This is a genomic window from Aeromicrobium sp. EU05-FHT14F07, assembly GCF_058790455.1.
Genome location: NZ_JBYTCR010000002.1, coordinates 281,797 through 304,101 on the forward strand (window position 1 = coordinate 281,797; position 22,305 = coordinate 304,101).

A 22,305-nucleotide genomic window follows, 5' to 3' on the forward strand; every position below is an offset into this window, starting at 1 on the left:
CCAAGAAGTTCAGCGCCAGCTAGGTCGCATCCGATCCATCGGCTGTGTCAGCCTCAGCAGCATTCGTCGCCTGACTCGCCGTCGACCTCTTGGCCGGGGTCTTCTTCGCGGCCATCGCGCCCGCGGAGGCCTTCGCTGCGCCAGCTACGGAGACCTCCGCAACCGACTCCCCCAGCAGGTAGGCGCGAGCTTGTACCCGAAACTCCGGGTCGATGCCGGTCGCGGTCACCAGGAACCCGCAGACGTCCGCGACCAACTTGGCGGCGATCTCATCGAACTCGTCACCGAACGCGTTCGAGAGCGTCATCCGCTGCCGCGCCGCGGCGAACGCGGACGCAGCCTCGGCCTGCCGGAGCGCGTTCTGCATGTGGTCAGGGCGCCGCATCAGCCGGGTGACGAGCTCCCGGAGCGTCGGGTAGTACTCAGGCAGGTGGTCGCGCTCCTTCGCGCCGTCAGGGCGTAGTGACTGCAGGAGCTGAGCGACCTGCTTCTTCTCCTTCAGCCCGGTCGCGCCGCCGTACAGATACTCCTGGAGCCCGCGGTCGGGGTCAGAAAGGAAAGCACCTCGCACGTGCTCGGTGACCTTGATGAGGGTCACCAGGTACAGCCACGCCAGGTCGAAGAACAGCGACAGGTGGTCGGGGTCCTTCGGCTTGAGGAACTTCACCGCGTCAGAGAGGTGCGCGACGAGCTGGAATGGGTTGCGGTGGTCGTCGTAAATCCAGTAGTCGAAGTCGCGGTAATCGATGAGCGGCTTCAACCGCTTGTCCAGGTTCGTGTACGCCTTCAGGTGCGCTTCTGCTGCGGCCTTGTCGAACAAGATGGCCAGCGGGCTGCCTTCGGGCACCGGCGGACCGTGCAGGGTCTGCATGTGGGCCAGGTCCGCTGAGGGGAGCACCGTGATGCGGAGCTTGTCCGACAGCTGCCTGGTCGAGTCGAGGACCTCGTGCTCGCGCACCAGCATGGCGTCGTCGGCGCCGAACAGGTCAGCGACACCGCGGACCCAGAACATCCGGGCGGTCGGCTTGTCCGACTTGCCAGACTTGCAATCAGCGATGGTCGTCGACAGCCGGTACCCCGGCGTGACGGAGACCCCGAGAACGTCTAGGTCGGTGAACGTCTCTGCCGGCCCTCCGTCAGCACGCTCGTGACCACGCAGCACCACGTCGAGTCGGGTCGAGAAACCCATCGACCACAGGAGCGACCGGACGCCTACCTTCAGGCCCAGATCGAGCTCGCTCACAGAGACCTCGTTCCCATCGCCGCCTCGAAGATCTTGTCGAACTGCTTCGCCGAAGGCTGCGCACTTTTCCGGAGCCGATGCACGGTCTGCATCGGCGCCACGTACGACCGGTCCGACGCCAGCGTTTCCCGCGCCAGCGCGTCATCGACCCGGTGCTCGACCAGCTCACCGTGCGTCAGCAGCTCCCGCGCAAGCTTCAGCGCCTCCCGGTTGTCGGCGGTGTCGATGAACCGAGGAGTCACCCACCGACCGCCAGGCAATGTGTCCGGAGCGAACTCGATGAGGCGGGCGTTCCGCATCAATTCATACTGCCGCTTGTGACCGCTGTGCGGCGCCAAGAACCCCCGGTTCGGGTCCAGCAACTTGTCGATGACGTTGATGAGCCCGGCTGCATCCAGACTCGAATACCCACCGAACGACTCCGCGCACCGCAGACACGCGATGACCGCGAGCGCCTTGTCCAGAACGGGCTTGCGGGCGGTCAGGAGCTTCCTATCCGCGATGTATGGCAGCGCAGCGAACGGCTGCGCACCCCCACCAGGAACGGTCACGGCCGGCGCCATGATGAGGCCCTTCGCAACCGCGTCGGTCAGCAGCGGGTGCGTGGTCGGAGAGATGGCCAGCCCCTGCTTCGCCCGGACCGCGGCGAACTCCTCCGCGAGCTGATCACCACCGTGACTGTTCACGAGCTCTCCGAGCAGGGCCGGGTTCTCGAACCCGAAGAATGGCGAGTACACGATGTCGCCGTCGATGGCCTGCACTTTTTGCATCAGCCCGGAGTCCATGGCCAACTGCACGATCAGCGGGACATCGGCGTGGTCCAGCGCGAAGGTCGACTCGAGCTCCTCCAGCGGCACCGGGGCCTCGGACAGCCCGTCGACAACCATCAGGAGCTGCTTCTCTAGTTCGGTCGGGTTGCGGTCCTGCCACACCTCCCCGAGCCGCGTGTACAGATCGTCGTAGTAGGGGACGTTCTCGGTGAAGGTCTGGATCTTGCCGCCCGAGCGCTGGATACCGCTTACGAACCCGGCGTCGCCCAGGAGCGTGACCACTTCGTTGAACGCCAGCATGTCAACATCAAGCTGGCTGGCCGCGATCGACATCAGCGCCTGCGCGTCCTTGATGACGTCGTTGCCGCGGATGAGGCCCGCGACGGTCGCCGCCATCCCGACGATCCGGGTGTCAACCAGCGGCTGCAGCACCGGCGAGTTCGGGTCGACGTTCCGCACGCCGGAGTGCACGTCCTGGCAACGCAAACCCTCGTCGAAGTGGTCCATCGTCCTGTCCCCGTAGTTCTTCATGTTCGCGCGCGGCAACGGCAACCACACGGACCACATGCGCTTCCTTCGGCGATTCTTCCAGCGCCCACGTTCGATCGCCTAAGAGATTCGGAGTGCCATTCGACCTTTCTGGCGGCGAAACGCCTGGCGAATGCCGCTGCTCGAGTGGCTGATGTCGAGCCTCGCCGATATGCAGACCGACCGTGGCTGGGGAGCATGGCGCGACGCGTACGACGATCTACCTCAGCTGGCGACTATCCCGCCCGAGGTCGCGAACACCCGGACGTCACCGCGACCGAAGTGGAGGAGATGGCTTCTGGCCGGCGACCCGCAGGGTCAGACACAGACGACTCGGCAACACCCACGAGCAGTCCGGAGCCGATCTGCCCGGCACAAATGCTACGCTTTCATTCCCAGAGCATTCCGAGCAGAGGATCGAGATGACTGCATCGAGCGAGGCGAACGAGTTCCCGGTCACCGCGCCGGCGAGCCACGAGGCGGTCGCGCAGGCAGTGGGGAGGCACCTTCCACTCTTCGGTCAGGTCCTCATCGAAGCGTGGGGCGGGTTCGCGACCACCCGCCGCTTGGCGGCGCCGCAGATGGCCTTTGCCGGCGCCTCCTCGCGCGGGATGCTGGTCTCGGACTTCACTCGTGAGCCGGCCCACCGCATCTTCAACCGGGTGCCTGAGGCCACCGTGGAGGACGACCAGTTCGGCCGGCCGTGGGTGAGCCTGGCCGGCGGCGGTCTCAGGGTCCGGTTCCGCAAGCTCACCTCCGAGCTCGGCCTGTGCCGCAGCGACTCCGACCGGGCGCTCAGCCTGGCCTACCACCTCGGCGACCCGTGCCTGCCGGGCATGGAGACGTTCACCGTCCTGACCGCTGGCTACGTCCTGGACACCGCCGAGGAGAACATCTCGCGCCTCGAGTTGGTCTGCCATCTCGGCTTCACCGACGTCTTCTACTCTCTTCCGATCCCACTCACCAGCATGACCAGCACGACCCCTGTTGTTGGCTCGGTCGCCGGCCCGGTGCAGATGCCGCTCGCGCCGCTGTCGCCACCGATCATCCGCTCGGCGCAGACGGCCGCTGCCAAGCGCCTCGCAGCCGGCTCTCGCCCCGGAGGAGGTCGTGGTGTCTGACCAGGCACGGCCGCGGATGGTGACCCTCGTGCGGGAGTCGCTCGGCCTGACTCAGCTCGACCTGGGCGAGGCCGCCGGTCTGAGCCAGGGCTACATCTCCAAGGTCGAGTCGAGCCTGCTGCCCCTGACCGGTGAGAACCTCCTCAAGGTGGCGGACGCGTTGAAGTGCCCGGTCGAGCTGCTGGTCGACGACACCCCCGTGCAGGGGCTGGAGGTCACCTGCATGCACCACCGGCGCCGGCACTCCAAGATCAACGCCTCCACCAAGCGGCGCATCGAGGCCCTCACTCACCTGACCCGGGTCTCTGTCGAGGGCCTGCTGCGCGGCATCGAGCTCGTACCCGACACCGAGCTGCACCGTCTCGACCTCGACCTGTTCGACGGCGACCCCGCGGCCGCGGCACGCGCCGTACGCGCCTCCTGGCGAGTCCCGACCGGCCCGATCCACAACGTCGTCGAGGTGCTCGAGGCCGTTGGCATCATCGTGGTGGCACGGTCGCTGGTCACCAACGCCCAAGACGCGGTGTCCACCTGGCCACGTGACGGTGGGCGCCCGCCGATCATGGTCGTCAACCTCGGTCTGCCGGCCGACCGGCAGAGGTTCACCACCTGCCACGAGCTCGCTCACCTGCTCCTCCACACCATCCCCGAGGACGACCAGGAGAAGCAGGCCGACATCTTCGCTGCGGAGTTCCTCGCCCCGGCCGAGGAGATCGCACCGCAGCTGGCCGGCCTGACCACCCGCGACTTCCCACGGCTCATCCAGCTCAAGGCCCAGTGGGGCATGTCGATCGCGGCACTGATCCGGCGCGCCTACGACCTCGACGAGATCTCCGATCGGCAGTATCGCCAGTTCCAGATCCGGCTCAACCAGCTGGGCTGGAAGCAGCTCGAGCCCGGTGCCCTGCCGGCCGAAACTCCCAGCACCCTGACCAGGGTGATGGAGGTGCACCTGAGCCAGCACGGCTACACCATCGACGAGCTCGCCAAGACCGCCGGGATGCTCCCAGCCCCGTTCAAGGCCCACTACCGACCGCCCCGCGAGACACCTCCCGCGACCCCGCTACGGCTGGTGCAGCCATGAACGGCCAGGCACACAACCCGGCCGCTGACGCCGACGGCGCAGTCGTCCACAGGAACGATCAGACAGCGACTCATGCACAACCGCCGCTGAACACCGTCGAGCCGTCGGCCTCGCGGCCTAGGCTGTCCACACCCAGCCAGGTGGAAGGAGCAAGACCCCGGATGCAGATCCGCAGCAGCATCCACCGCGGAGCCCGCGACGACAGCCACGCCCACCCGGCCGCAGGGCGCGGTGTAGTGATCGGCCGCGAGGTCGACGTCCTGTCCGGGCAGATCGGAGAGGTCGGGGCCAGGTCCGCCGCAGGCCGCTTTCCGAGCCCGAACCCGCTGTTCGCAGGCTGCCCGTCCCTTTTCTTGCAGACCGCGTGCGCGACACGTCACCTCAGCGCCGCGGCTGCCCTGGTCGCGGTTGAGGAGACCGGCCTCCTGCTCACCTTGAACCCGCGGATGAAGGACCGCATCAAGGAACTGCGGCGCGTGGTCAGTGAGTGCCGAGTCACGATCGCCGCAGCCGCTCCTGCCGATGCATCCGCCCAACCGGTGCGCGCGGAGATTGTCGTGCTAGCCGACGCAAACAGGTATGCCGGGAAGAACCGAGCTGTCGCCACGGCTACGGGCTCAAACCTCGACCCGGCATGGGTCGCCGTGCAGCGCGAGCTCGGCCTTTCCGCGGCCCTCACTGATTCCCCCTACGTGCCGGCGGAGAAGCAGACGGCTCTTGCCGCGGTTCTCGACGAGGCACGCGCTCTCGGGCCTGACGTGGTCGCCGTGCTCCCACTCCATCTCGACTGGCTCAAGAAGGACGTCGCCAGCCTGATCGCCGAGATCAACAAAGCCGCAGTCCCGGTCGCGCTGGTGCTCGAGCACGACAACGACCCACTCGGCGTCCAGGACGCCGTCGCCGGACTGGTCCGACTGCTCGCCGAGGCCGAGGTCAAGATCGCGTTGCTGCGCTGCGACATCTCCGTGATCGGCGCAGTCGCCTTCGGTGCGAGCCTCGGCGCCGTCGGGACGACCACGGCGCTGCGACACCTCTACCCGACCAAGGAGAAGGGCGGCGGGTTCAACGGCGGAGCGCGGATCGGGATCTACGTGCCCCGTTCGATGGCCTACCGGGCCCTGGACACTCTCAACACCGCGATCGCGCTCGACCAGGAGCACCAGGAACGATGGATCTGCGGGTGCCATCGTTGTTTCAACCGGCCCCTGAGCCACATCCACGACGAGGTCGCGGCATACCAGCACTCACTGACAGCCATCGCAGAGCTCGGCCAGAACATCCTCGACGCCTCGAGCCCGTTGCACCGTCAGCACGCCTGGGTCGGCCAGTGCAACCACGCGCAGGTCACCAACATGGAGATCGCCGCAGAGACCGGCCTTAACTGGGATCCGCCCAAGTTCCAGGGCGCGTGGCACAAGCTCGCGCCGAGTCTGCCGCCACTGTCCTAGCCTCCGGCTCAGCCGCAGCGCTCGTTCAGCAGGCTGGCGTGACGCCCGTTCGGAGAGCCACGTCGAACAGTTGCTCCTCCATCAGGCGACGTTGGTGCGCAACCCCGCCCTCGGAGTGCTTGGCGCGTCCGAGGCCCTCGACGACCACTCGAGCGCCGACCGGGTTGACCTCGGCCACGGTGAACCCGTAGTAGTCGCACTCGAAGACATCCCAGCCATCTGCCCCTGGGGGCGAGGGGACGGCCGCGACCGCCGATGCGTAGGCCGAGGCAGCAGCTAGTGCACCCCGCGCCGCCGACAGCGGCCACAGGGTTATGAAGGCCTCCATGCGCAGGACGGCAGGCTCGATGTGGTCGCGCCCGTGCTCGAGCCGGTCGGCCAGGATGGAGCGGTACAGCACCGGACCCCGCCCAGTCGCGACCCGCCCCTCAAGAGCCTCGACGTCCCACGACACCACCGGCACCAGCAGGCCGTCGCAGAACCACACCGCCGGCAGGCACACCCCTGCACCGACCACGTCACGGCGTACGAACTCGGCGGCCTCGGCCGGCTGCAGATCGTGCCAATGCGCCAAACCGCGTGGCGTGGGCTTGGCGATGCCGAGCCGCTCCCGGGTCAGCATCTGCACCACCCCCAACGATCCTCTCCACCCACGTCACTGCGGTGCGCCTGAGCCGCGCCCCGGGCGACATCATCCGTCAGCGCGACCGCGGGGGTAACCCCCCACCCCCGCAACGAGACGCCGCCGCCAGCTGCTAGTCGGCGGGCCGAATGGCCCAACGCCCGGAGTATCACGACACACCTGCTGGAGTGACTACGCCGCGGCCCGCGAACCTACCCGCCCGCGCAGTGGGCAGCTCACGCAACATGACCTTCGCTTGAGGGACCACTCGCATCCCTCGGTCCTGGCCGAGCGAGCTGACGAACACCCAGTCATCAGGCTTCATCCCAACCCGCTCCATCAACAGCTTCGGCAACGTCACCTGCATCACCTCCGTCACCATCCGCGGTCGAACAGGGTCACGCCGCGCCGCGGCGCCGGGATCGTCCGGAGCCGGCACCGGCGTGAGCACAAGAGCCCACCGCCGGTCATCAGCAAGGCCCACCGTGACCCATACCCTCGGCCTGATCCCCGACAGCACCGCCAGCTCCATCGGAAGTCCAACACGACGTTTCTCGTTGACGCGCCGGGACACCTCCATAGTGTTCATACTAACACTACGCGAGCCTGATGCTGAGGAGACACACTTCGGACAGGGATGGCTTTCACCTCTCACGATTCACCTCCGGTCGGCGCAGCTGCTCACGCCTCGCCTCCCCACAGCAGGTCGAGGTCCGGATCGTGGATGACGTCGAGGCGCTTGTCGGGGGCGTAGGCCGTGGGCTCAGGCACCACCAGGCGGCGCAGCTGGCGCTCTGTCGCGCTTAGCTGGGTGGCGTCTATCTGGTCGATCGGGTCTGTGTCGTCGTAGTTCATCGCGGTCTCCTCAGCGGCCCGGGGCCCGGCGGTCGGTGGTGGGCTGGGTGCGCGGCAGATCCCGCTGCTTCTCGGGAGGCTTGGGCACGAAGGACTCGTCGAGCTCGCCGGCGAGGTCCCGCATCTGGGTCTGATACCGCTCCCACTCGCGAGGGTGGATCCCGTTCTGCAGGGCGGAGGCGACGACGGCGGCCATGGAGTAGGGCCGGTCGGCGGGCACCTGGTCGAGTGCGCACCAGGCCTTGGCGCCGTCGCCGTGCAGCCAGCTGGCGAAGCCGAGCATGGAGGCCGGCGCCGCGCGGACCTCGTCAGGGGCGCGGCGGGTGAGGTCGTTCCAGATCGCCATGTGGGAGGTGTGGTTCTCCTTGGTCATGCCCTCCCACAGCGCGTCGCGGGTGCCGATCTTCTCCAGCGCGAGGAGCATCCGTGCGCCGTCGACGTCGGAGAGCCGGTTGCCGTCGGTGTGGAACTGCTCGAGACGGTCCAGGGCCCAGTCCCGCTCCGCGGCCGGCGAGCTGGCCGCGGCTTCTGCTCGAGCTGCGGGGATCAGCTGGGCGATCGGCTCGCGGTCGCCGACCATGGAGGCGGCCAGCGAGGACCGGCTGGAGGCCGGTTGGGCGGCGCCGGACAGCACGGTCGTGGCCGCGATCCGCTCGGCGGTCGCCTGGGTCTGCAGCCCGGTGGTGCCGGTGTTGAACTCCCGCCACCGCTCCCCGTCGGAACACAGCCGGATCTGGGTGGTGATGCCAACGGTCTCGAGTCGGTTGGACAGGTGCTGGCTGGCCAGCTCGGCGCTGCGGCGGTCCCCGGTGAAGCAGAGGATGCCCAGCCGAGCTCCGGGGCGGGCGTGGCGGCCGTAGGGGCCGCTGATGGCGTCCCAGACCTCCTCGCGGGCGGTCGCGCTGGTCGGGAGGTCGACGCGGGTGATCGGGAGCCCGGGCCCGAACGGGACCAGGACGATCGACTCCTCGGGCTTGAAGCCGAGGACATGCGGGACGGCGGCGAGCAGCTCGTCCGGGGACTGAACGACGAGATCCATCGGAACCCTCCCCGCGGTCAGCTGGCCTGGGCCGGGCGGGCGGCGCGATCGATGCGCGCGGAGACGTACTTGAGCGAGACGCCGACCTCGCCGAAGCGGCTGTCGACGACCACGACGTCCTTGGTGCGCTTCTCGCCGGTCTCCTTGTCCGGCCAGCTCTCGGTGCGCTCGAGGCCGTGGACGAAGATCGGGTCGCCGGATCCGCAGCTGTCGTGCACGTGGGTGGCGGCCGAGCCGAAGATATTGAAGTTGTGGGCAGTGGGCCCGTCGTTGACCCACTCCCCCTCGTCGTTCTGCACGCGCCGGTTGACCAGGACCCGGCAGCTGACGAACGGCTTGTTCTCGCGGGTGTAGAGCAGCTCGGGAGCCTCGGCCAGGTTGCCGGCGAAGGTGACGGTGGTGGACATGAGTTCCTCCTAGGTGACTGCGAGACGTCGGAATCGGTCCCGCAGTCACCTAGGTCCCGTCGGGCTCCCGCAGCGATCACCTGGGCCGAACTTGTTCGTTTCCGCTCGTGCTCGCGAAGGAGCTGCTCCTCAGGGCGCAGTGAGGGCGCAAAGAAGCGCCCCGACCGGCTCTCGGGTACCGGATCGGGGCGCTGAGAAGGACGCGAGAGGCAGGGATCGACACAACTGTGCCGGCCACCAGCTGGGCCTACCGTGCCGGCCGCCGCCGCGGCGGTCGGTTGCTGAGCTTCTGCGGTGGCGGAGGCAGGTCGTGGCCGAGCCGCCGGCGGGATTCCTCGCCCGCGGCGATCACCGCTTCCTGGGCGAACGCGGAGCGGGCGAGCATCCGGCCGAGCTCCTGGCGGTCGGCCACGAGCGCGTCTTCGACGGCCTCGATGGTGGAGGCCGGCAGGTCGTGCTTCTTGTTGAAGCTCTTGCGGGTCACGCTGACCAGGGCGGGATGCTTCTCGCTGGCGGCCGCGAGCTCGGCGCGCTGCTGGGGCGAGCGCCGGGCGTGCAGCTCGAGCGCCTGGGCGAGCCAGCCGACGAACGATCCGGGCGAGTCGGGGTCGGTGTCCAGGTCGGCGACGTAGGCCGATCGGGCGAGGTCCCACACGCCGGGCTTCCAGTAGATGCCGACCGGGGTCGTGGTCTGGCTCCTCATGCCGCCACTCCCCTGGCCCAGCGCCAGCTGCAGCACCTGGCGCTAACACCAACGCCGCTGCATTCCCGGGCGGGGCCGTGTGCAGCCGTTCCCACTCTCGCTCGATTCCTTCCGTCCAGACAGCTACGAGGGTGCAGCTGCGCCGCGTCGCCGCAGCGGAGTCCGCCTCCGTAGGAGCGGGGTGTTCCCCACCCTCCGGACGTGCCCACCTTTCCACAGGTTCGCGCTGTGAGCCGGTAGGCGTCGGCCCCGTTGGGAGACTTGGTCCTGTCAGTTCTTTCTATTCTACTCACGGAGGACAGCCGCATGACCGACACCATCCAGACCGACGCCGTCACCACCACTGAGGGCACCGACGCCGCCCCGGCTGAGGAGTTCCTGCACCTGGACCCCGCCGACATCATCATCGGCACCAACGTCCGCACCGACCTGCGACCCGACCACAAGGAGTTCCGCAAGTCGATCAAGGAGCGCGGCGTCATCGAGGCCGTCACGGTCTACCGCAACGATAACGGCCAGTACGTCCTGCTGCGCGGCCAGCGCCGCACCGTGACCGCCGCCGACGTCGGCACCCCGACCGGCCTCATCCCGGCGCGGGTCGTCCCCCAGCCCGCCGAGACCGACCGGATCGGTGACCAGATGGTCGAGAACATCCACCGAGCCGGGATGCGCGAGACCGAGATCGTCGCGGGCGTGGAGCAGCTGGCCCTGCTCGGCGTGAGCGCAGCGCAGATCGCCAAGCGCACCAGCATCGACCGCCCGACCGTGAACGCCGCCCTGGCGGTCACCAAGGCCGACCAGACCCGCAACCGGCTCGACTCCGGCGATCTGACCTTGGAGGAGGCCGCGATCTTCGCCGAGTTCGAGCACGACCCCGAGGCCGTGGAGCGCCTGGAGTACGCCAAGCGCTTCCGCCGCTCCCTGACGCACGAGGCACAACAGCTGCGTGACGAGGTCGCCGAGCGCGAGGCCGACGCCGCCGAGGTCGAGCGGCTGCGCGGCGAGGGCCTGCCGGTACTGACCGCCGAAGAGGTCGCGGCGGCTGACGAGGTGCTGCGCATCGAGCGTCTGCTCAACGCCGAGGGCGAGCCGGTGCCGGAGGAGGAGTGGCCCAGCGTCCCGGGCGCTCGCGTCCACGTCGTCAAGGAGTGGGTCTACCCCGAGGACGAGTACGACGAGAGCGAGGACGACACCGACGACGAGGCCGACGACGAGGCCGACGACTACGAGCCCGCCGAGCCCTACCAGCAGTACGTGCCGGTGTGGGTCGTTACCGACCTCGACGCCTCCGGCCTGCGGCGTCGTGGCGGCGTCAGTGGCGGCGCGAGCAGCGGCAGCACCGCCGACGAGGACGCGGGCGAGAGCGAGGAGGAGGCCGAGGCCCGCCGCGAGGAGCGCCGCCGTGTGATCGCCTACAACAAGGCGTGGGCCAGTGCGGAGACGGTGCGCCGCGAGTGGCTGGCCGGGTTCGTCGCTCGCAAGACGGCCCCGGAAGGAGCCGAAGCCCTGATCTGCGAGGCGGTCGTCACCGGCCACCACTCGCTGAGCAAGGCCATGGACCACCGGCACCCGATGCTGTTCACGCTGCTCGGCATCCCGGCCCCGACCGGCTACTACGGCGCAGGCCAGGACGAGTGCCGCAAGATCACCACCAAGGCGACCACTCCGAAGGCCGCGACCATGACCACGCTCGCCGCCGTCGTCGCCGCATGGGAGGCGACCACCGGCAAGCACTCCTGGCGCAACCCGAGCGCGTGGGACGCCCGCGTGCTCGGCGCGCTCGTGGAGTGGGGTTACCAGCCCAGCGAGGTCGAGTGCATCCTGCTCGGCGAGGAGCCCGAGCCGGACGCCGACACGGAGGGCGAGGCCAACGCCGACGAGGCCAGCGACAGCGCCGCCTGACGCGTCGCCCCTCCCCCACCCGAGGCCGGTTCTCCCTGTGGAGAACCGCCCTCAGTGGAATAGAAACCATAGAATGAACTCAGTTCGTTTGATCCGCTACCCGGGAGGACCCCGCATGTCACACGAGATCGAGACCCACGGCACGCACGCTGCCGCCGTCTTCGCCCGCAAGGACGCCTGGCACCGGCTGGGCACAACCGTCCGCGACCGCGCATTCTCCGCCGAGGAGGCCATGACGCTCGGCCACCTGGGCGGCTGGGAGGTGCGCAAGTTGCCGCTCACCACCGCCGAGGTCAGCGAGGGCGGCGTCACGCCGATCGAGGTCCCCGGGTTCGCCACGGTGCGCACTACCCCGTTCACCGGCCAGCCCGAGGCGCTCGGCGTCGTTGGCGGCGGCTACACCCCACTGCAGAACGAGGACCACGCCGAGTTCCTGAACCTGCTGGCCGACGAGTCCGGCGCGATCTTCGACACAGCCGGGTCGCTACGCGGCGGGCGGCAGGTGTTCATCACCATGCAGCTGCCGAACTCACTCACGGTCGGCGGCACCGACCGCGTCGACCTCAACATCGCCGCGCTCAACAGCCACGACGGCACCAGCGCGTTCCGCATCCTCGTCACCCCGGTCCGCGTCGTCTGCGCGAACACCCAGAGCGCGGCCCTGAGCAACCACGAGTCGTCGTTCTCGATCCGCCACACGCGCAACGCCAAGGCCGCCGTCCAGGGCCGCCGCCCAGGCCGCGGCCGCCGACACCGGCCCCTCCCCCGACGCCGAGATCGCGCAGGTCCACCGGTCCGGGCGCCAGCACGACCACACCGACACGGCCGCCTACCAGCGGCCCCAGCTCGGCCGCCGCCGCGGCCCGCGGCGCTAGGGGGTCGCGATGGCAACCGCGCTCGCATCAACGGACGCCAGCCGCATCCCCGGCCGCACAACGGTCCGCTGGGTCGACTGCTCCCACAAGCTGGGTTCGCTGCCGTGCATGAACCACAAGCCGCACGAGGGCAACGGCCACGGCTGCGTGCACCACTCCACCTCCGGCTTCCAGGACGACGAGTAGCTCGCCGACCTGCAGCGCCAGAGAGCGTGCCTAGCCGTGGACCAGGTGCAGCCGCCGCCGCGCCGGCTGCTCGACGGCCGTCTCCAGGCGCTGCAGCCGCTCGAGCGTCATCGGATGGCCATGACGCCGGAGCAGGCCAGCCAGCACGGAGCCCAGCCCAAGGGGGACCACCAGCTGGTCGGCCGCGGCCTCCGCGCCGGCCTCGATCCGCCGGCTGGCTGCCGGCACCAGGTAGGTCAGGGCGATCACCGCGCCGCCCAAGATCCCCGGAGCGGCCCGGCCCTCAACGACCGACTGCACGATGCAGATCACCCCGACGACACCTCGCAGCGTCCACGCCAGCCGCATGAACGGAAGCCAGGCGAACGCCCGGGCCACGCCGCGGAACGACGCGCCCACCAGCCGCCACGGCGTCGTCGCCGCAAGCACAGCGAGCTCGAGCCGCGGCCGGATCGCACGCCGCCGGCCGACGGCATGAGCAATCGCGGCGGCCGCCTCCGCAGCGGTCACTCCTCCCCGGTAGGTGGCGTTGAACAGTCCGGGGCTGACCATGACAGCGCCATCCGCGATCGCCGCAGCCACCAGGGTGCCCGGACTCTGACGCCGGCGTACGAACAGGGTGCCGACGTCGACGCCGCGGACACCCAGCTCGGCGAGCACAGGCCCCATCACCTGGAGCTCAGCCGCAGTCGCAGGCCGCGACCGGGTCAGCGCCGCGGTCGCCGGCACCTCGAACTGGCCGAGCGCCAGTGCAACGAGCACGCCCGCTGCAGCCAGGAATGCGATCAGGCCGAGCGCCGGCGGGAGCAGGGCGCACACCACCACGGTGAGGACGAAGCTCACCAGCAGCGCCGGCGCCAGCGTCACCACTCTCAGCACGGTCATCGGGAACCTCATCATCACGACCCTCCTCCATCTGTCAGCACTAGTGCGAATCTCTTGACTTTATCCGCGATGCTCGTCCGGCGACCGCCATACGACATAGGCGAACGAGACCAGTTTGTGCCCAGCCGCCGACACGACCCCGAGTTATCCACAGCCCGCCGCGCAGCGGAGCGAGGACCGACCCGGACGTGGGTTCATGGGCCAGACCGACCTCCGACCGAAAGGAACCCCCGTGGACACCCTCAACGCTGACGGCACTTGGGACCGCCTCGGCTCGATCGCCCTCCTGCTGCACCAAGCCGCCACCCAGGTATGGAGCGACGCCGACCGGGCGGCCGCCGACTCGCCGCTGCACGACCTCGGCCTCGGTGTCTACCTCGCGCACTCCCAGGCCAGCGCCCTGCTGCCCGAGGACTACGAGCTGCCCGACGTCGAGGTGGACGAGCTCGAGGAGCCCACCCCGCTGCAGCTGCTCACCGAGGCCGAGGAGCTGACCCGGCCCCTGCCGCTGCACCGACCCGACCTGCACGGCTCCCAGCTGGTCGTCGACCTGTGCGACCTCATCCGGGAAGCCCGCGGCCTTGGCTACTGACCTGCGGCTGGCGTACGCCGACATCGACCAGGAGCTCTTCGACGTCGACCAGATCCCGATTACCGCGCGCGACGTGCGCAGCGTCGGCGAGATGCTCTTCGACGTCGACTACCTGGCGCGCCAGCTCCTCATGGACGTCGACGGAGACGCCGCCGGTACCCTGCTGCGCAGCTGGCCGACGATGGTCGCGGCCGCCGAGGACCTGTGGGCATCCCTGCCCGGTCGCCGCCCCGGCGTCGACGAGCGCGACCGGCCCATCACCACCCTCTCCGCCCAAGCCGCCACCATCGAGACCAGCCTCTCCGGCCGCACCGCCTGGCCAGGGCAAGGCCCAACCAGCCACCGCATCGACCAGATGACCCAGACCTTCCTCAACGCCGCCGCCCTGGTCCGCCGCTACGGCGCCGAGATCCCCCACGAGCAGCCCGACGCCCACCGCGACCTCGAGGCAGCACGCACCCGGATCATGCACGGGCTCTACCTCACCGCCCACGCCGTCAACGTCGCGCTCCAGCAGCACGGCCGCGACCGCGTCAACGACGCCCGCAGCGCCGGGCACCGGATCCACCTGGCGCAGCACCACTCCCCCTACGCGATCGCCCCCACCGGTGCCTGGATCGACCGGATCTCCGCAAGCGAGAACACCGCCCGCAGCTACCTGAGCGACCGGTTCGCCCAAGCCCTCGCCGGCGAGGCGATGCGCCCCGTCGACGACCCCGGCCGGCTCGCGCAAGCGCTGGCCAACTGGGACATCCAGACCCACCGCGCGCTGGCCCGGGAACTCGAAACGTCCAACATCCTGCTGATCACCCGCACCCAGGGCCTGATCGCCGGCGCCAGCATGGTCCTCGTCGACGCCGCCGCGACTGCCGGCGCGCTCGAGCGTTCCGACCGCCTGATCCCCGCCATCGCCGAGACAGGACGCTCCTGGAGCAACCTGGCCAGCCGCTGGGGCGACCTCGCTCCCCCAGGAGCCCGCCTCGAGGAGCCACTGGCACGCGCGGCCGCGGAGGTCCGCGCCGCGTACCGCCAGATCACCCACGACAAGACCACCTTGGCCAGCCCGGAGGTCATCGCCAGCCGCCCAGGACTGCCCCAGGCACTGCACGCCTCGCTGCGCGCGATCGAGGCCGGCTCCGAGCTCGCAGTCGTCGTCGCCGAGAAGGCCGACGCACCCGACCTCACCGGCCCGGCCCGAGCCCTGTCGCGCCGAGCTCACAACGACGTCGAGGCCGGCCTGGCTACCCCGCCTGCCGAGGGCGACGTCGTCTGGGTCTCCCCCGCCGACATCCTCGCCAAGCGCCTCGTGCCACTCCCCCCGCCCGTCGCGGAGACCCTGCGCGCGGCCAGCGACGCCACGATCGACGCCACAAGCTCGGCCTCCGCGGTGGTTACGGTGCACATGCCGAGCAATGAACGAGTCCCGGCGAGGGTGAACACGCACCAAAGCCCTACCGGGCGAAATGAAGTGGCACCACTCACCGCCGGTATCCCAGCCAAGAGCCGTGGCCGGTGACGACGCTTCGCGCCCATACAAGTCCGGTAGCACCGCAACTGAACCGCGCCTGCCACGAACTGTCGGAGGTGACTCGTACCCTCAAAGAGCCGGGCTCTCCAGGTTCCTCGGCAGAAGCGAGGTACCGGTGGGAGGCGGTAAGCAGGTCAAGTCGCAGCACGCACATCAGCGACGCTGGGATTGCCCTGATTCACCAGCGGGTCAGCGCCATGGATCACGTCTGGCATGAGCGCACAGTCGACGCCGGGATCGATGGCACGATCGAGTTGCGCGACCCCGCGACGGGCGAAGTTAGCAACTGCCACCTCCAGGTGCAAAGCAAGGCCCGCGACAACGACTTCCGCCGCCTCGGACAGCTGGTCCTCGACGGACTCCACCTCCCAGATGAGACCGTCGGGTTCCCGTGAGGTGCCGTACGCAGGGCAGCGCGGGTCGTCGCTTGTGCCAACATATGTAATCCGGTGCGTTGTGCGCTTGTTGACGTAGCCTTTTCCATCTCAAGTATGTCCCATCTCGGGCATACCGCCGACCACCGGTCAAGTCACGGAGTTCACCTTGGTTCCACGGTCTGAGGTTCGACACGACCTGTTCGGCGATCCCACACGAGAGGCAGTGGGAGACGTTGACGGGGCGCACTCAACCGACGCTTGGTCGCGTACGCTGGAGGTCCTCTCGCGAGCAGCAGACCATCCCCTGATGCGTGCATTCGACCTCGATGCCATTTTCACTTTTGACCGCAGCCTGCGCTACCTGTCAGTCAACGGCAGCGGCCTCGCCGCGCTGGGCCTCTCCCGAGAGGCCCTGGAGGGCAAGACCCTCTTTGATGTCTTCCCTGCAGAGACGGTCACCATGGCCGAGCCTTGGTTCCGAGACGCGCTCGCAGGTCGCTCGAACACCATCGACGTGCCCTTTGCGGGCCGAATCTTCTCTCAGCACCTGACTCCCATTCGAGACGAGTCCGGCCAGGTCGTAGCAGCAATGGGAGTCGTAGAGGACGTCACCGAGGCACGGGCAACGGCGCAAGCGCGCCGGGAATCCGAGGAACGTTTCCGGCTCAGTTTCGACCACGCCCCCATCGGCAAGGCGCTGGTCGAACTCGATGGGCGCCTGCGGCAAGTCAACAAAGCGTTCGCGAACCTTACGCGGTACTCCGAGCAGGAACTGCTGGCACGGTCGTTCCAGGACATCACCCACCCCGACGACTTCGACACACACGTGGATTACAGCAGTCGGCTGCTTGCCGGGGAGATCGACGCGTACGACCTGGAGAAGCGCTACATCACCGGGTCGGGTTCCACCGTTTGGGCGCAGCTGTCGGTCACATTGGTACGGGATCCTGACGGCGCGCCGCAGTACTTCATCGCTCAGATCCAGGACATCACAGATCGCAAGGTACGCGAGGCATCTCTTCGGGACATGGTTGCCATGCTGTCGCACGACCTGCGCGCTCCCATGTCGGTTGTCACGGGGTACGTCGAAATGCTTCTCGACTCCTGGGATTCACTGCGCGCCGACGAGCGCCGCAGCTTCCTGCAGAAGACGAAGGCAGCGGCGCATTCAGTGCAAGCGCTGCTCGAAAACACGTTGACGGTCTCGGAACTGGACGACAGCGGTCTCGTCGTTTATCCCGCGCCGGTGAGCGTGAGCGAGGTGGCTGGCGAAGTCCTAGACAATCTCGGTTTGACGTCGTCTATCACCCTTCGCGCAACGGGAGACACCACGGCGCTTGTTGACCGCGGACACCTGACGCAGATCGTTACGAATTTGGTGACCAATGCTCTGAAGTACGGCGCAGAACCAGTCGTCGTGAACATCCGCACGGACACCGATTCGGTTGCCGTCGAGGTGGCGGACGCGGGTCCAGGGGTGCCGCCGGAGTTCGAGCCACATCTGTTTGACTGCTTCACCCGATCTGAGGCGTCTCGATCGGGCCGGGAGCGGGGCAGCGGGCTCGGCCTTTACATCGTCCGGCGTCTTCTTCTGCTCAATGGCGGTGACGTCCGGTACACACCCCAGCCAGACGGGGGTGCGATGTTCGCCTTTCATCTCCCCCGGGCCGCACCACGCGCTCCCACGTCACGGCGCGGACAGTCTGTCCAGTGAAACAACTGACTGTGGATTGGGCGCGACTCATGGCTCGCGATCTTCGGGCGTGGTGGGGGTCGCAAGGCCGTTGAGGATCAATGCGCAGATCGCCGCTGCGAATCGTGCCGCATCCGCAGACGGATCCTCTGAGGGACCTTCGACTGCGGCGCTGAGGCCGGCGACGGTGATGGCACCGAAGACGCCCATGGCGACCGCACTCGGGTCGGCGACCCGGCGCAGTGACCCGTCGGCCAGCAGTTGCTCGATCGGCTCGTAGAACGCACTGCGCAATGCATCGGCGAGGTCGGGCAGCCGGGTGGCTCGCCCCAGGTCGCCCACCAGGGCCCGGCACAGGAACGGGTGCTCGACCATGACGGCCAGTTGCGCGGCAACGGCGGCCTCGAGGCGGCTCCGCGCGTCCTCCTGAGTTGAGACGGCGACACCGACCTCCCCTGCGATGAGGTCGAGCAGGTCACCCAGCAGGAATGCCAGCACCCCGTTCTTCCCGTCCAGGTGGTAGTAGATGGTGGCTTTGGGGATACCCGTGACCTCGGCGATGTCGTCGATCTTGGTGCCGTCCAGCCCCCGTTCCGCGATGAGCTCGGCCGCGCCGTACAGCTGGGTGGCCAGCTTTGCCGGAAGTTTCCTCATGACTCACCTCTGTTCTCTACCCGCCACGCCCGTGCAGGCTTTCGGGGTTGAATCGCCTCGGGTCTGATGGAGGCTCTCAATCCATGGAGGATGAGAGTCATGGCAGCACCCAGGAAGTACCCCGACGAGCTGCGTGAGCGGGCCACCCGGATGGCGGTGGAGCTCCGCCAGGACCCGGCGACAAAGCAGGGCGCGATCGCCCCGTGTCGCCGACCAGCTCGGCATGCACCCTGAGACCCTGCGCAACTGGGTCCGACAGGCCGAGATTGACGGTGGCGTCCGGCCCGGCACCACAACCAGTGATGCGCAGCGGCTGGCCGACCTCGAGCGCGAAGTCCGCGAGCTGCGGCGGGCGAACCACATCTTGAAGACCTCGGCGGCTTTCTTCGCGGCGGAGCTCGACCGCCCCACGAACAGGTAGTGGTCTACATCGACGCCCATCGCCACGACGTTGTCGACGGGCGTGAGGTCGGGGTCGAGCCGATCTGCGGCGTGCTGAGGAACGCCGGCGTGCAGATCGCCCCGAGCAGCTACTACGCGGCCAAGACCAGACCGCCCTCGGCACGCGCGATCCGTGACGCCGAGCTGGTCGAGGACATCAAGGTCGCCCACAAGGCGAACCTGGGTGTTTACGGCGCCCGGAAGATCCACGCCGAGCTCAACCGCGAAGGCGTCAAGGTCGCCCGGTGCACCGTGGAGCGGCTGATGCGCGCCGAGGGCTTGCGGGGGATCCCGCGGGAGAAGTTCCGCAAGACCACCATCGGCGACGGTGCTGAGACCGAGCGTCCCGAGGATCTGGTGAAGCGGAAGTTCGCAGCGACCGGCCCGAACCAGCTGTGGGTGGCCGACCTGACCTACGTGCGGACGCACGCCGGCTGGACCTACGTCGCGTTCGTCCTGGACGTCTTCAGCCGGATGATCGTGGGCTGGCATGTGTCCACCAGCCTGCGCACCGATCTGGCGCTCGACGCCCTCGACATGGGGATGTGGACCCGGCAGCGAGCCGGGCAGGACGTCACCGGCCTGGCGCACCACTCGGATCGTGGCGTTCAGGGCGAATTCAACCGGTCGTCGCAACACCTCATGATCACGGAGGTGTTTGATGGGTCGTCGTCAGCAGGCGTCAGATCGTGCGGTCCGGCCAGCGATGCGGTCCCCGGGTCGTCCTCAACCGCCCCGGCAGGTCGAGCAGGAGTTCTGGCGGCGGATCGCGGAGGGCATGAGCAGCGAGGACGCCGCCGCCGCTGTGGGCGTGTCAGGACCAGTCGGCTCCCGATGGTTCCGCCACGGTGGCGGCATGCCACCCCTGAGTCTTGCCCCGCCGTCGGGCCGGTACCTGTCGTTTCCTGAAAGGGAAGAGATCGCGATCTTGAAGGCGCAGGGCCTTGGGGTCCGTGAGACCGCCAGGCGCCTCGGTCGACATCCTTCGACGATCTCGCGCGAGCTGCGCCGCAACGCCGCCACTCGCAGCGGGAAGCTGGAGTATCGCGCATCGGTGGCGCAGTGGAAGGCCCAGATGGCCGCCCGGCGTCCCAAGGTTGCGAAGCTGTTGGCTGACCTGCGACTGCAGGGCTACGTCCAGGACAAGCTCGCCGGCGTGCTCCGCGGACCCGACGGCGCGGAGATCCTCGGGCCCGATGTCGCACCGTGGAAGGGGCGCAGAAAGCCGCACCGTCAGGACCGCCGCTGGAGCAAGGCCTGGAGCCCGGAGCAGATCTCGAACCGACTTCCTATCGACTTCCCCGATGATGAGTCCATGCGCTGTAGCCACGAGACGATCTACCAGGCGCTCTTCATCGAGAGCCGTGGCGCCCTCAAGCGCGAACTCGTTGCATGTCTGCGCACCGGTCGGGCATTGCGTGAGCCCAGGGCACGTACCCGCAACAGACCCGGCGGCCATGTCACCGCCGATGTCGTGATCAGTCAGCGACCTGCCGAGGTCGAGGACCGTGCAGTCCCGGGGCACTGGGAGGGAGATCTGATCATCGGGTTGAACCGCTCCGCGATCGGGACCCTGGTCGAGCGGAGCACGAGGTACACGATGCTGGTCCACCTTCCTCGCGCTGAGGGTTACGGGATGGTGGCGCCAACGAAGAACGGGCCACCGTTGGGTGGTTACGGCGCGGTGGCCATGAAGGAGGCCCTCGTCGAGACCATGACGACCTTGCCCGAGCAACTGCGACGCACGCTGACCTGGGACCGCGGCAAGGAGCTCTCCCAGCACGCGCAGTTCAAGATCGAGACCGGGATCGCGGTCTACTTCGCCGACCCGCAGAGCCCTTGGCAGCGCGGCACCAACGAGAACCACAACGGTCTGCTGCGCCAGTACTTCCCCAAGGGCACCGACATCTCGCGATGGAGCAACGAGGAGACACAAGCGGTCGAAGCTGCACTCAACAGCAGACCCAGGAAGAGCCTCGGATGGAAGACCCCAGCAGAGGCCCTCGACGAGCACCTACGATTGCTCCACCAAGCTGGTGTTGCTACCACCGGTTGAACCCAGTCAGTATCGAGCGATTCGATACACCGAGCGACTCGCCGAGGCCGAGGCCGTCGCGTCGGTCGGAAGCCGAGGAGATTCGTATGACAACGCGATGGCCGAGGCGCTCAACTCGCTGTTCAAGGCCGAGTGCATCCGCAACCCGGTCATGAGCCCTAAGGGCGGCTGGAAGTCCGTGAGCGACGTCGAGATCGCCGCCGCCGAGTACGTCGACTGGTTCAACCACAGGCGCCTTCACGGCGAGATCGGGCTCGTCCCGCCCGCCGAGTTCGAGGCCAACCACTGGGCCAGCATCCGGCCCGAGCACTACCGTGAAGCACCCGTCCCGACCGGGGCTGGTTCCAAGTAACCGAGCCTCCACGAAACCCGGGGCGATTCACTTTTCACGTAGAGCTCGAACTCGGAGGTGGACCAAGAGGCGCCGGGCTTGTGGGCCTGGTTCCCACGATCGGCGGCATGCGCGAGGATGTCCGCCCTCGGGACAATATGCACGCTGGTGCGGCCCCCGAACCGAGTGCATCCGTTGACTCCCGGGTCGGGGTCGTCTCCGGTGCGGGATACCTGGTGAGGATCTTGTCGCGTTTGCGGGGGCTCAGGTTGGCGCACGTGAGGTCACCGTTGAAGTGGGCGAGCACGCGGTGATCCATCACCCTTCGCCACACCGGGGGGAAGAGGGCGAGGACGATCATGCCAGGCGTAGCCGGTGGGCAGGACCGGCGACTCCTCGAAGTCGCGCAGTGTCTGGTAGCGCCGGGTCGGGTTGGCGTGATGGTCGGAGTGCCGCTGCAGGTGGTGCAGGGGCACATTGGTCGCGATGTTGTTGGAGTTCCAGCTGTGGCTGGGGTCGACACGCTCGTAGCGTTCCTTGCCGGGTGCGCCAACCTTCTAGCGCACCATCCCGTAGTGCTCCATGTGCTTGACCACCTCGAGGAGCGAGAATCCCACGACAGCCTGGATGACGAGGTACGGCGTGATGCCGACACCGAGCCACGCGATCATCGCGCCCCACAGCACCGCCGACATCAGCCACGCGTTGAGCACGTCGTTGCCGATCCGGAACGGGTGCTGCTTCTTGCGCGCGTAGCGCTTCTTCTCGATGTTCCAGGCACTCTTGAGGGAACCACCGACCGTACGCGGCCAGAACTGGTAGAAGTTCTCGCCGTACCTGCTGCTGGCGGGGTCCTCCGGTGTGGCGACGCGGACGTGATGGCCCCGGTTGTGCTCGATGTAGAAGTGGCCGTAGAAGCTCTGGCTTTTGGTCCTTGCGGTGGCGGCGGACCCGATCACCGGCTG

At 68.3% G+C, this 22,305-nt stretch carries 22 protein-coding genes and 3 pseudogenes; 14 read left to right on the forward strand and 11 right to left on the reverse strand.

Going from position 1 to position 22,305, the window contains the following annotated elements:
- Window positions 1–19 precede the first annotated feature (19 nt).
- Both AC3WRM_RS03675 and AC3WRM_RS03680 read right to left on the reverse strand, forming a co-directional pair.
- The gene (locus tag AC3WRM_RS03675) at window positions 20–1,243 is read right to left on the reverse strand and encodes a hypothetical protein (protein WP_056678525.1); all 1,224 of its coding nucleotides are present in this window, start codon (window positions 1,241–1,243) and stop codon (window positions 20–22) included.
- Window positions 1,240–2,580 carry a hypothetical protein gene (locus tag AC3WRM_RS03680; protein ID WP_370200411.1) on the reverse strand — a complete coding sequence of 447 codons (1,341 nt, stop codon included), beginning with the start codon at window positions 2,578–2,580 and terminating at the stop codon, window positions 1,240–1,242. The genes AC3WRM_RS03675 and AC3WRM_RS03680 overlap by 4 nt, the downstream gene beginning before the upstream one ends.
- A gap of 383 nt (window positions 2,581–2,963) precedes the next feature.
- Here AC3WRM_RS03680 and AC3WRM_RS03685 point away from each other — a divergent pair, with 383 nt between their 5' ends.
- The 3 genes from AC3WRM_RS03685 to AC3WRM_RS03695 all read left to right on the forward strand — a co-directional run bounded on the left by AC3WRM_RS03685 (window position 2,964) and on the right by AC3WRM_RS03695 (window position 6,194).
- Window positions 2,964–3,662 carry a hypothetical protein gene (locus AC3WRM_RS03685; protein WP_056678527.1) on the forward strand — a complete coding sequence of 233 codons (699 nt, stop codon included), beginning with the start codon at window positions 2,964–2,966 and terminating at the stop codon, window positions 3,660–3,662.
- Complete coding sequence (locus tag AC3WRM_RS03690; protein WP_156393524.1) at window positions 3,655–4,746, forward strand: helix-turn-helix domain-containing protein; 1,092 nt, start codon at window positions 3,655–3,657, stop codon at window positions 4,744–4,746. Before AC3WRM_RS03685 ends, AC3WRM_RS03690 begins: the two co-directional genes overlap by 8 nt.
- A 161-nt stretch (window positions 4,747–4,907) precedes the next feature.
- Complete coding sequence (locus AC3WRM_RS03695) at window positions 4,908–6,194, forward strand: hypothetical protein (RefSeq protein ID WP_056678532.1); 1,287 nt, start codon at window positions 4,908–4,910, stop codon at window positions 6,192–6,194.
- 25 nt (window positions 6,195–6,219) lie between these two features.
- On the opposite strand, the gene AC3WRM_RS03700 is transcribed toward AC3WRM_RS03695, so the two are convergent.
- The 6 genes from AC3WRM_RS03700 to AC3WRM_RS03725 all read right to left on the reverse strand — a co-directional run bounded on the left by AC3WRM_RS03700 (window position 6,220) and on the right by AC3WRM_RS03725 (window position 9,820).
- Entirely contained in the window at window positions 6,220–6,825 is a 606-nt protein-coding gene (locus tag AC3WRM_RS03700) for a hypothetical protein (protein WP_056678536.1), read from the reverse strand.
- Window positions 6,826–6,985: 160 nt separating this feature from the next.
- The gene (locus AC3WRM_RS03705) at window positions 6,986–7,396 is read right to left on the reverse strand and encodes a hypothetical protein (protein ID WP_156393525.1); all 411 of its coding nucleotides are present in this window, start codon (window positions 7,394–7,396) and stop codon (window positions 6,986–6,988) included.
- A 101-nt stretch (window positions 7,397–7,497) separates the two neighbouring features.
- A complete protein-coding gene (locus AC3WRM_RS03710) occupies window positions 7,498–7,671 on the reverse strand; it encodes a hypothetical protein (RefSeq protein WP_185254947.1) in 174 nt (57 codons plus the stop codon).
- Between the two features lie 10 nt (window positions 7,672–7,681).
- Window positions 7,682–8,710: a DUF4192 domain-containing protein gene (locus tag AC3WRM_RS03715; protein WP_056678543.1), complete on the reverse strand. Its 1,029-nt coding sequence runs from the start codon at window positions 8,708–8,710 to the stop codon at window positions 7,682–7,684.
- 17 nt (window positions 8,711–8,727) lie between these two features.
- Entirely contained in the window at window positions 8,728–9,117 is a 390-nt protein-coding gene (locus tag AC3WRM_RS03720) for a single-stranded DNA-binding protein (protein ID WP_056678545.1), read from the reverse strand.
- 247 nt (window positions 9,118–9,364) lie between these two features.
- Window positions 9,365–9,820 (reverse strand): hypothetical protein, encoded by a 456-nt coding sequence (locus tag AC3WRM_RS03725; protein ID WP_082563665.1) that lies wholly within the window; start codon window positions 9,818–9,820, stop codon window positions 9,365–9,367.
- 306 nt (window positions 9,821–10,126) lie between these two features.
- Between AC3WRM_RS03725 and AC3WRM_RS03730 the strand changes: the two genes are divergently transcribed.
- The 3 genes and pseudogenes from AC3WRM_RS03730 (at window position 10,127) to AC3WRM_RS03740 (ending at window position 12,783) form a co-directional block, all read left to right on the forward strand.
- Complete coding sequence (locus tag AC3WRM_RS03730; protein ID WP_056678551.1) at window positions 10,127–11,722, forward strand: ParB/RepB/Spo0J family partition protein; 1,596 nt, start codon at window positions 10,127–10,129, stop codon at window positions 11,720–11,722.
- A gap of 115 nt (window positions 11,723–11,837) precedes the next feature.
- Window positions 11,838–12,386: pseudogene (locus AC3WRM_RS03735) on the forward strand (DUF932 domain-containing protein); the annotation flags it as partial.
- 220 nt (window positions 12,387–12,606) lie between these two features.
- Window positions 12,607–12,783, forward strand: coding sequence for a hypothetical protein (locus AC3WRM_RS03740; RefSeq protein WP_156393574.1), 177 nt, complete (start codon window positions 12,607–12,609; stop codon window positions 12,781–12,783).
- A gap of 30 nt (window positions 12,784–12,813) precedes the next feature.
- Here AC3WRM_RS03740 and AC3WRM_RS03745 read toward each other — a convergent pair whose 3' ends face one another.
- Window positions 12,814–13,686 carry a hypothetical protein gene (locus tag AC3WRM_RS03745; RefSeq protein ID WP_492247087.1) on the reverse strand — a complete coding sequence of 291 codons (873 nt, stop codon included), beginning with the start codon at window positions 13,684–13,686 and terminating at the stop codon, window positions 12,814–12,816.
- Between the two features lie 214 nt (window positions 13,687–13,900).
- Here AC3WRM_RS03745 and AC3WRM_RS03750 point away from each other — a divergent pair, with 214 nt between their 5' ends.
- The 4 genes from AC3WRM_RS03750 to AC3WRM_RS03765 all read left to right on the forward strand — a co-directional run bounded on the left by AC3WRM_RS03750 (window position 13,901) and on the right by AC3WRM_RS03765 (window position 17,879).
- Window positions 13,901–14,260, forward strand: coding sequence for a hypothetical protein (locus AC3WRM_RS03750; protein ID WP_056680544.1), 360 nt, complete (start codon window positions 13,901–13,903; stop codon window positions 14,258–14,260).
- Entirely contained in the window at window positions 14,250–15,776 is a 1,527-nt protein-coding gene (locus AC3WRM_RS03755) for a hypothetical protein (RefSeq protein WP_492247086.1), read from the forward strand. The genes AC3WRM_RS03750 and AC3WRM_RS03755 overlap by 11 nt, the downstream gene beginning before the upstream one ends.
- Before the next feature lie 209 nt (window positions 15,777–15,985).
- Complete coding sequence (locus tag AC3WRM_RS03760; protein WP_056680538.1) at window positions 15,986–16,183, forward strand: DUF4365 domain-containing protein; 198 nt, start codon at window positions 15,986–15,988, stop codon at window positions 16,181–16,183.
- 289 nt (window positions 16,184–16,472) lie between these two features.
- Window positions 16,473–17,879 (forward strand): sensor histidine kinase, encoded by a 1,407-nt coding sequence (locus AC3WRM_RS03765; protein WP_370074849.1) that lies wholly within the window; start codon window positions 16,473–16,475, stop codon window positions 17,877–17,879.
- Between the two features lie 27 nt (window positions 17,880–17,906).
- Here AC3WRM_RS03765 and AC3WRM_RS03770 read toward each other — a convergent pair whose 3' ends face one another.
- Entirely contained in the window at window positions 17,907–18,512 is a 606-nt protein-coding gene (locus tag AC3WRM_RS03770; protein WP_056680532.1) for a TetR/AcrR family transcriptional regulator, read from the reverse strand.
- A gap of 133 nt (window positions 18,513–18,645) precedes the next feature.
- On the opposite strand from AC3WRM_RS03770, the gene AC3WRM_RS03775 reads away from it, so the two are divergent.
- The 4 genes and pseudogenes from AC3WRM_RS03775 to AC3WRM_RS03790 all read left to right on the forward strand — a co-directional run.
- Window positions 18,646–18,933 carry a transposase gene (locus AC3WRM_RS03775; protein ID WP_343061667.1) on the forward strand — a complete coding sequence of 96 codons (288 nt, stop codon included), beginning with the start codon at window positions 18,646–18,648 and terminating at the stop codon, window positions 18,931–18,933.
- Window positions 18,933–19,553: pseudogene (locus AC3WRM_RS03780) on the forward strand (IS3 family transposase); the annotation flags it as partial. The gene AC3WRM_RS03775 and the pseudogene AC3WRM_RS03780, both read left to right, overlap by 1 nt.
- A 61-nt stretch (window positions 19,554–19,614) precedes the next feature.
- Window positions 19,615–21,009, forward strand: coding sequence for an IS30 family transposase (locus AC3WRM_RS03785; RefSeq protein ID WP_082563432.1), 1,395 nt, complete (start codon window positions 19,615–19,617; stop codon window positions 21,007–21,009).
- 4 nt (window positions 21,010–21,013) lie between these two features.
- A pseudogene (locus tag AC3WRM_RS03790) lies at window positions 21,014–21,361 on the forward strand (integrase core domain-containing protein); the annotation flags it as partial.
- Window positions 21,362–21,897: 536 nt separating this feature from the next.
- Here AC3WRM_RS03790 and AC3WRM_RS03795 read toward each other — a convergent pair.
- Window positions 21,898–22,299, reverse strand: coding sequence for a fatty acid desaturase (locus AC3WRM_RS03795; RefSeq protein WP_229662970.1), 402 nt, complete (start codon window positions 22,297–22,299; stop codon window positions 21,898–21,900).
- Between the last annotated feature and the right edge of the window lie 6 nt (window positions 22,300–22,305).

Coding starts and splice junctions, on each gene's coding strand:
- AC3WRM_RS03685 (WP_056678527.1), top strand. CDS start 2,964: ATGACTGCATCGAGCGAGGCGAACGAGTTCCCGGTCACCGCGCCGGCG.
- AC3WRM_RS03710 (WP_185254947.1), bottom strand. CDS start 7,671: ATGAACTACGACGACACAGACCCGATCGACCAGATAGACGCCACCCAG.
- AC3WRM_RS03720 (WP_056678545.1), bottom strand. CDS start 9,117: ATGTCCACCACCGTCACCTTCGCCGGCAACCTGGCCGAGGCTCCCGAG.
- AC3WRM_RS03730 (WP_056678551.1), top strand. CDS start 10,127: ATGACCGACACCATCCAGACCGACGCCGTCACCACCACTGAGGGCACC.
- AC3WRM_RS03785 (WP_082563432.1), top strand. CDS start 19,615: ATGGGTCGTCGTCAGCAGGCGTCAGATCGTGCGGTCCGGCCAGCGATG.
- AC3WRM_RS03680 (WP_370200411.1), bottom strand. CDS start 2,580: ATGTGGTCCGTGTGGTTGCCGTTGCCGCGCGCGAACATGAAGAACTAC.
- AC3WRM_RS03765 (WP_370074849.1), top strand. CDS start 16,473: ATGCGTGCATTCGACCTCGATGCCATTTTCACTTTTGACCGCAGCCTG.
- AC3WRM_RS03725 (WP_082563665.1), bottom strand. CDS start 9,820: ATGAGGAGCCAGACCACGACCCCGGTCGGCATCTACTGGAAGCCCGGC.
- AC3WRM_RS03770 (WP_056680532.1), bottom strand. CDS start 18,512: ATGAGGAAACTTCCGGCAAAGCTGGCCACCCAGCTGTACGGCGCGGCC.
- AC3WRM_RS03740 (WP_156393574.1), top strand. CDS start 12,607: ATGGCAACCGCGCTCGCATCAACGGACGCCAGCCGCATCCCCGGCCGC.
- AC3WRM_RS03695 (WP_056678532.1), top strand. CDS start 4,908: ATGCAGATCCGCAGCAGCATCCACCGCGGAGCCCGCGACGACAGCCAC.
- AC3WRM_RS03705 (WP_156393525.1), bottom strand. CDS start 7,396: ATGGAGGTGTCCCGGCGCGTCAACGAGAAACGTCGTGTTGGACTTCCG.
- AC3WRM_RS03715 (WP_056678543.1), bottom strand. CDS start 8,710: ATGGATCTCGTCGTTCAGTCCCCGGACGAGCTGCTCGCCGCCGTCCCG.
- AC3WRM_RS03760 (WP_056680538.1), top strand. CDS start 15,986: ATGGATCACGTCTGGCATGAGCGCACAGTCGACGCCGGGATCGATGGC.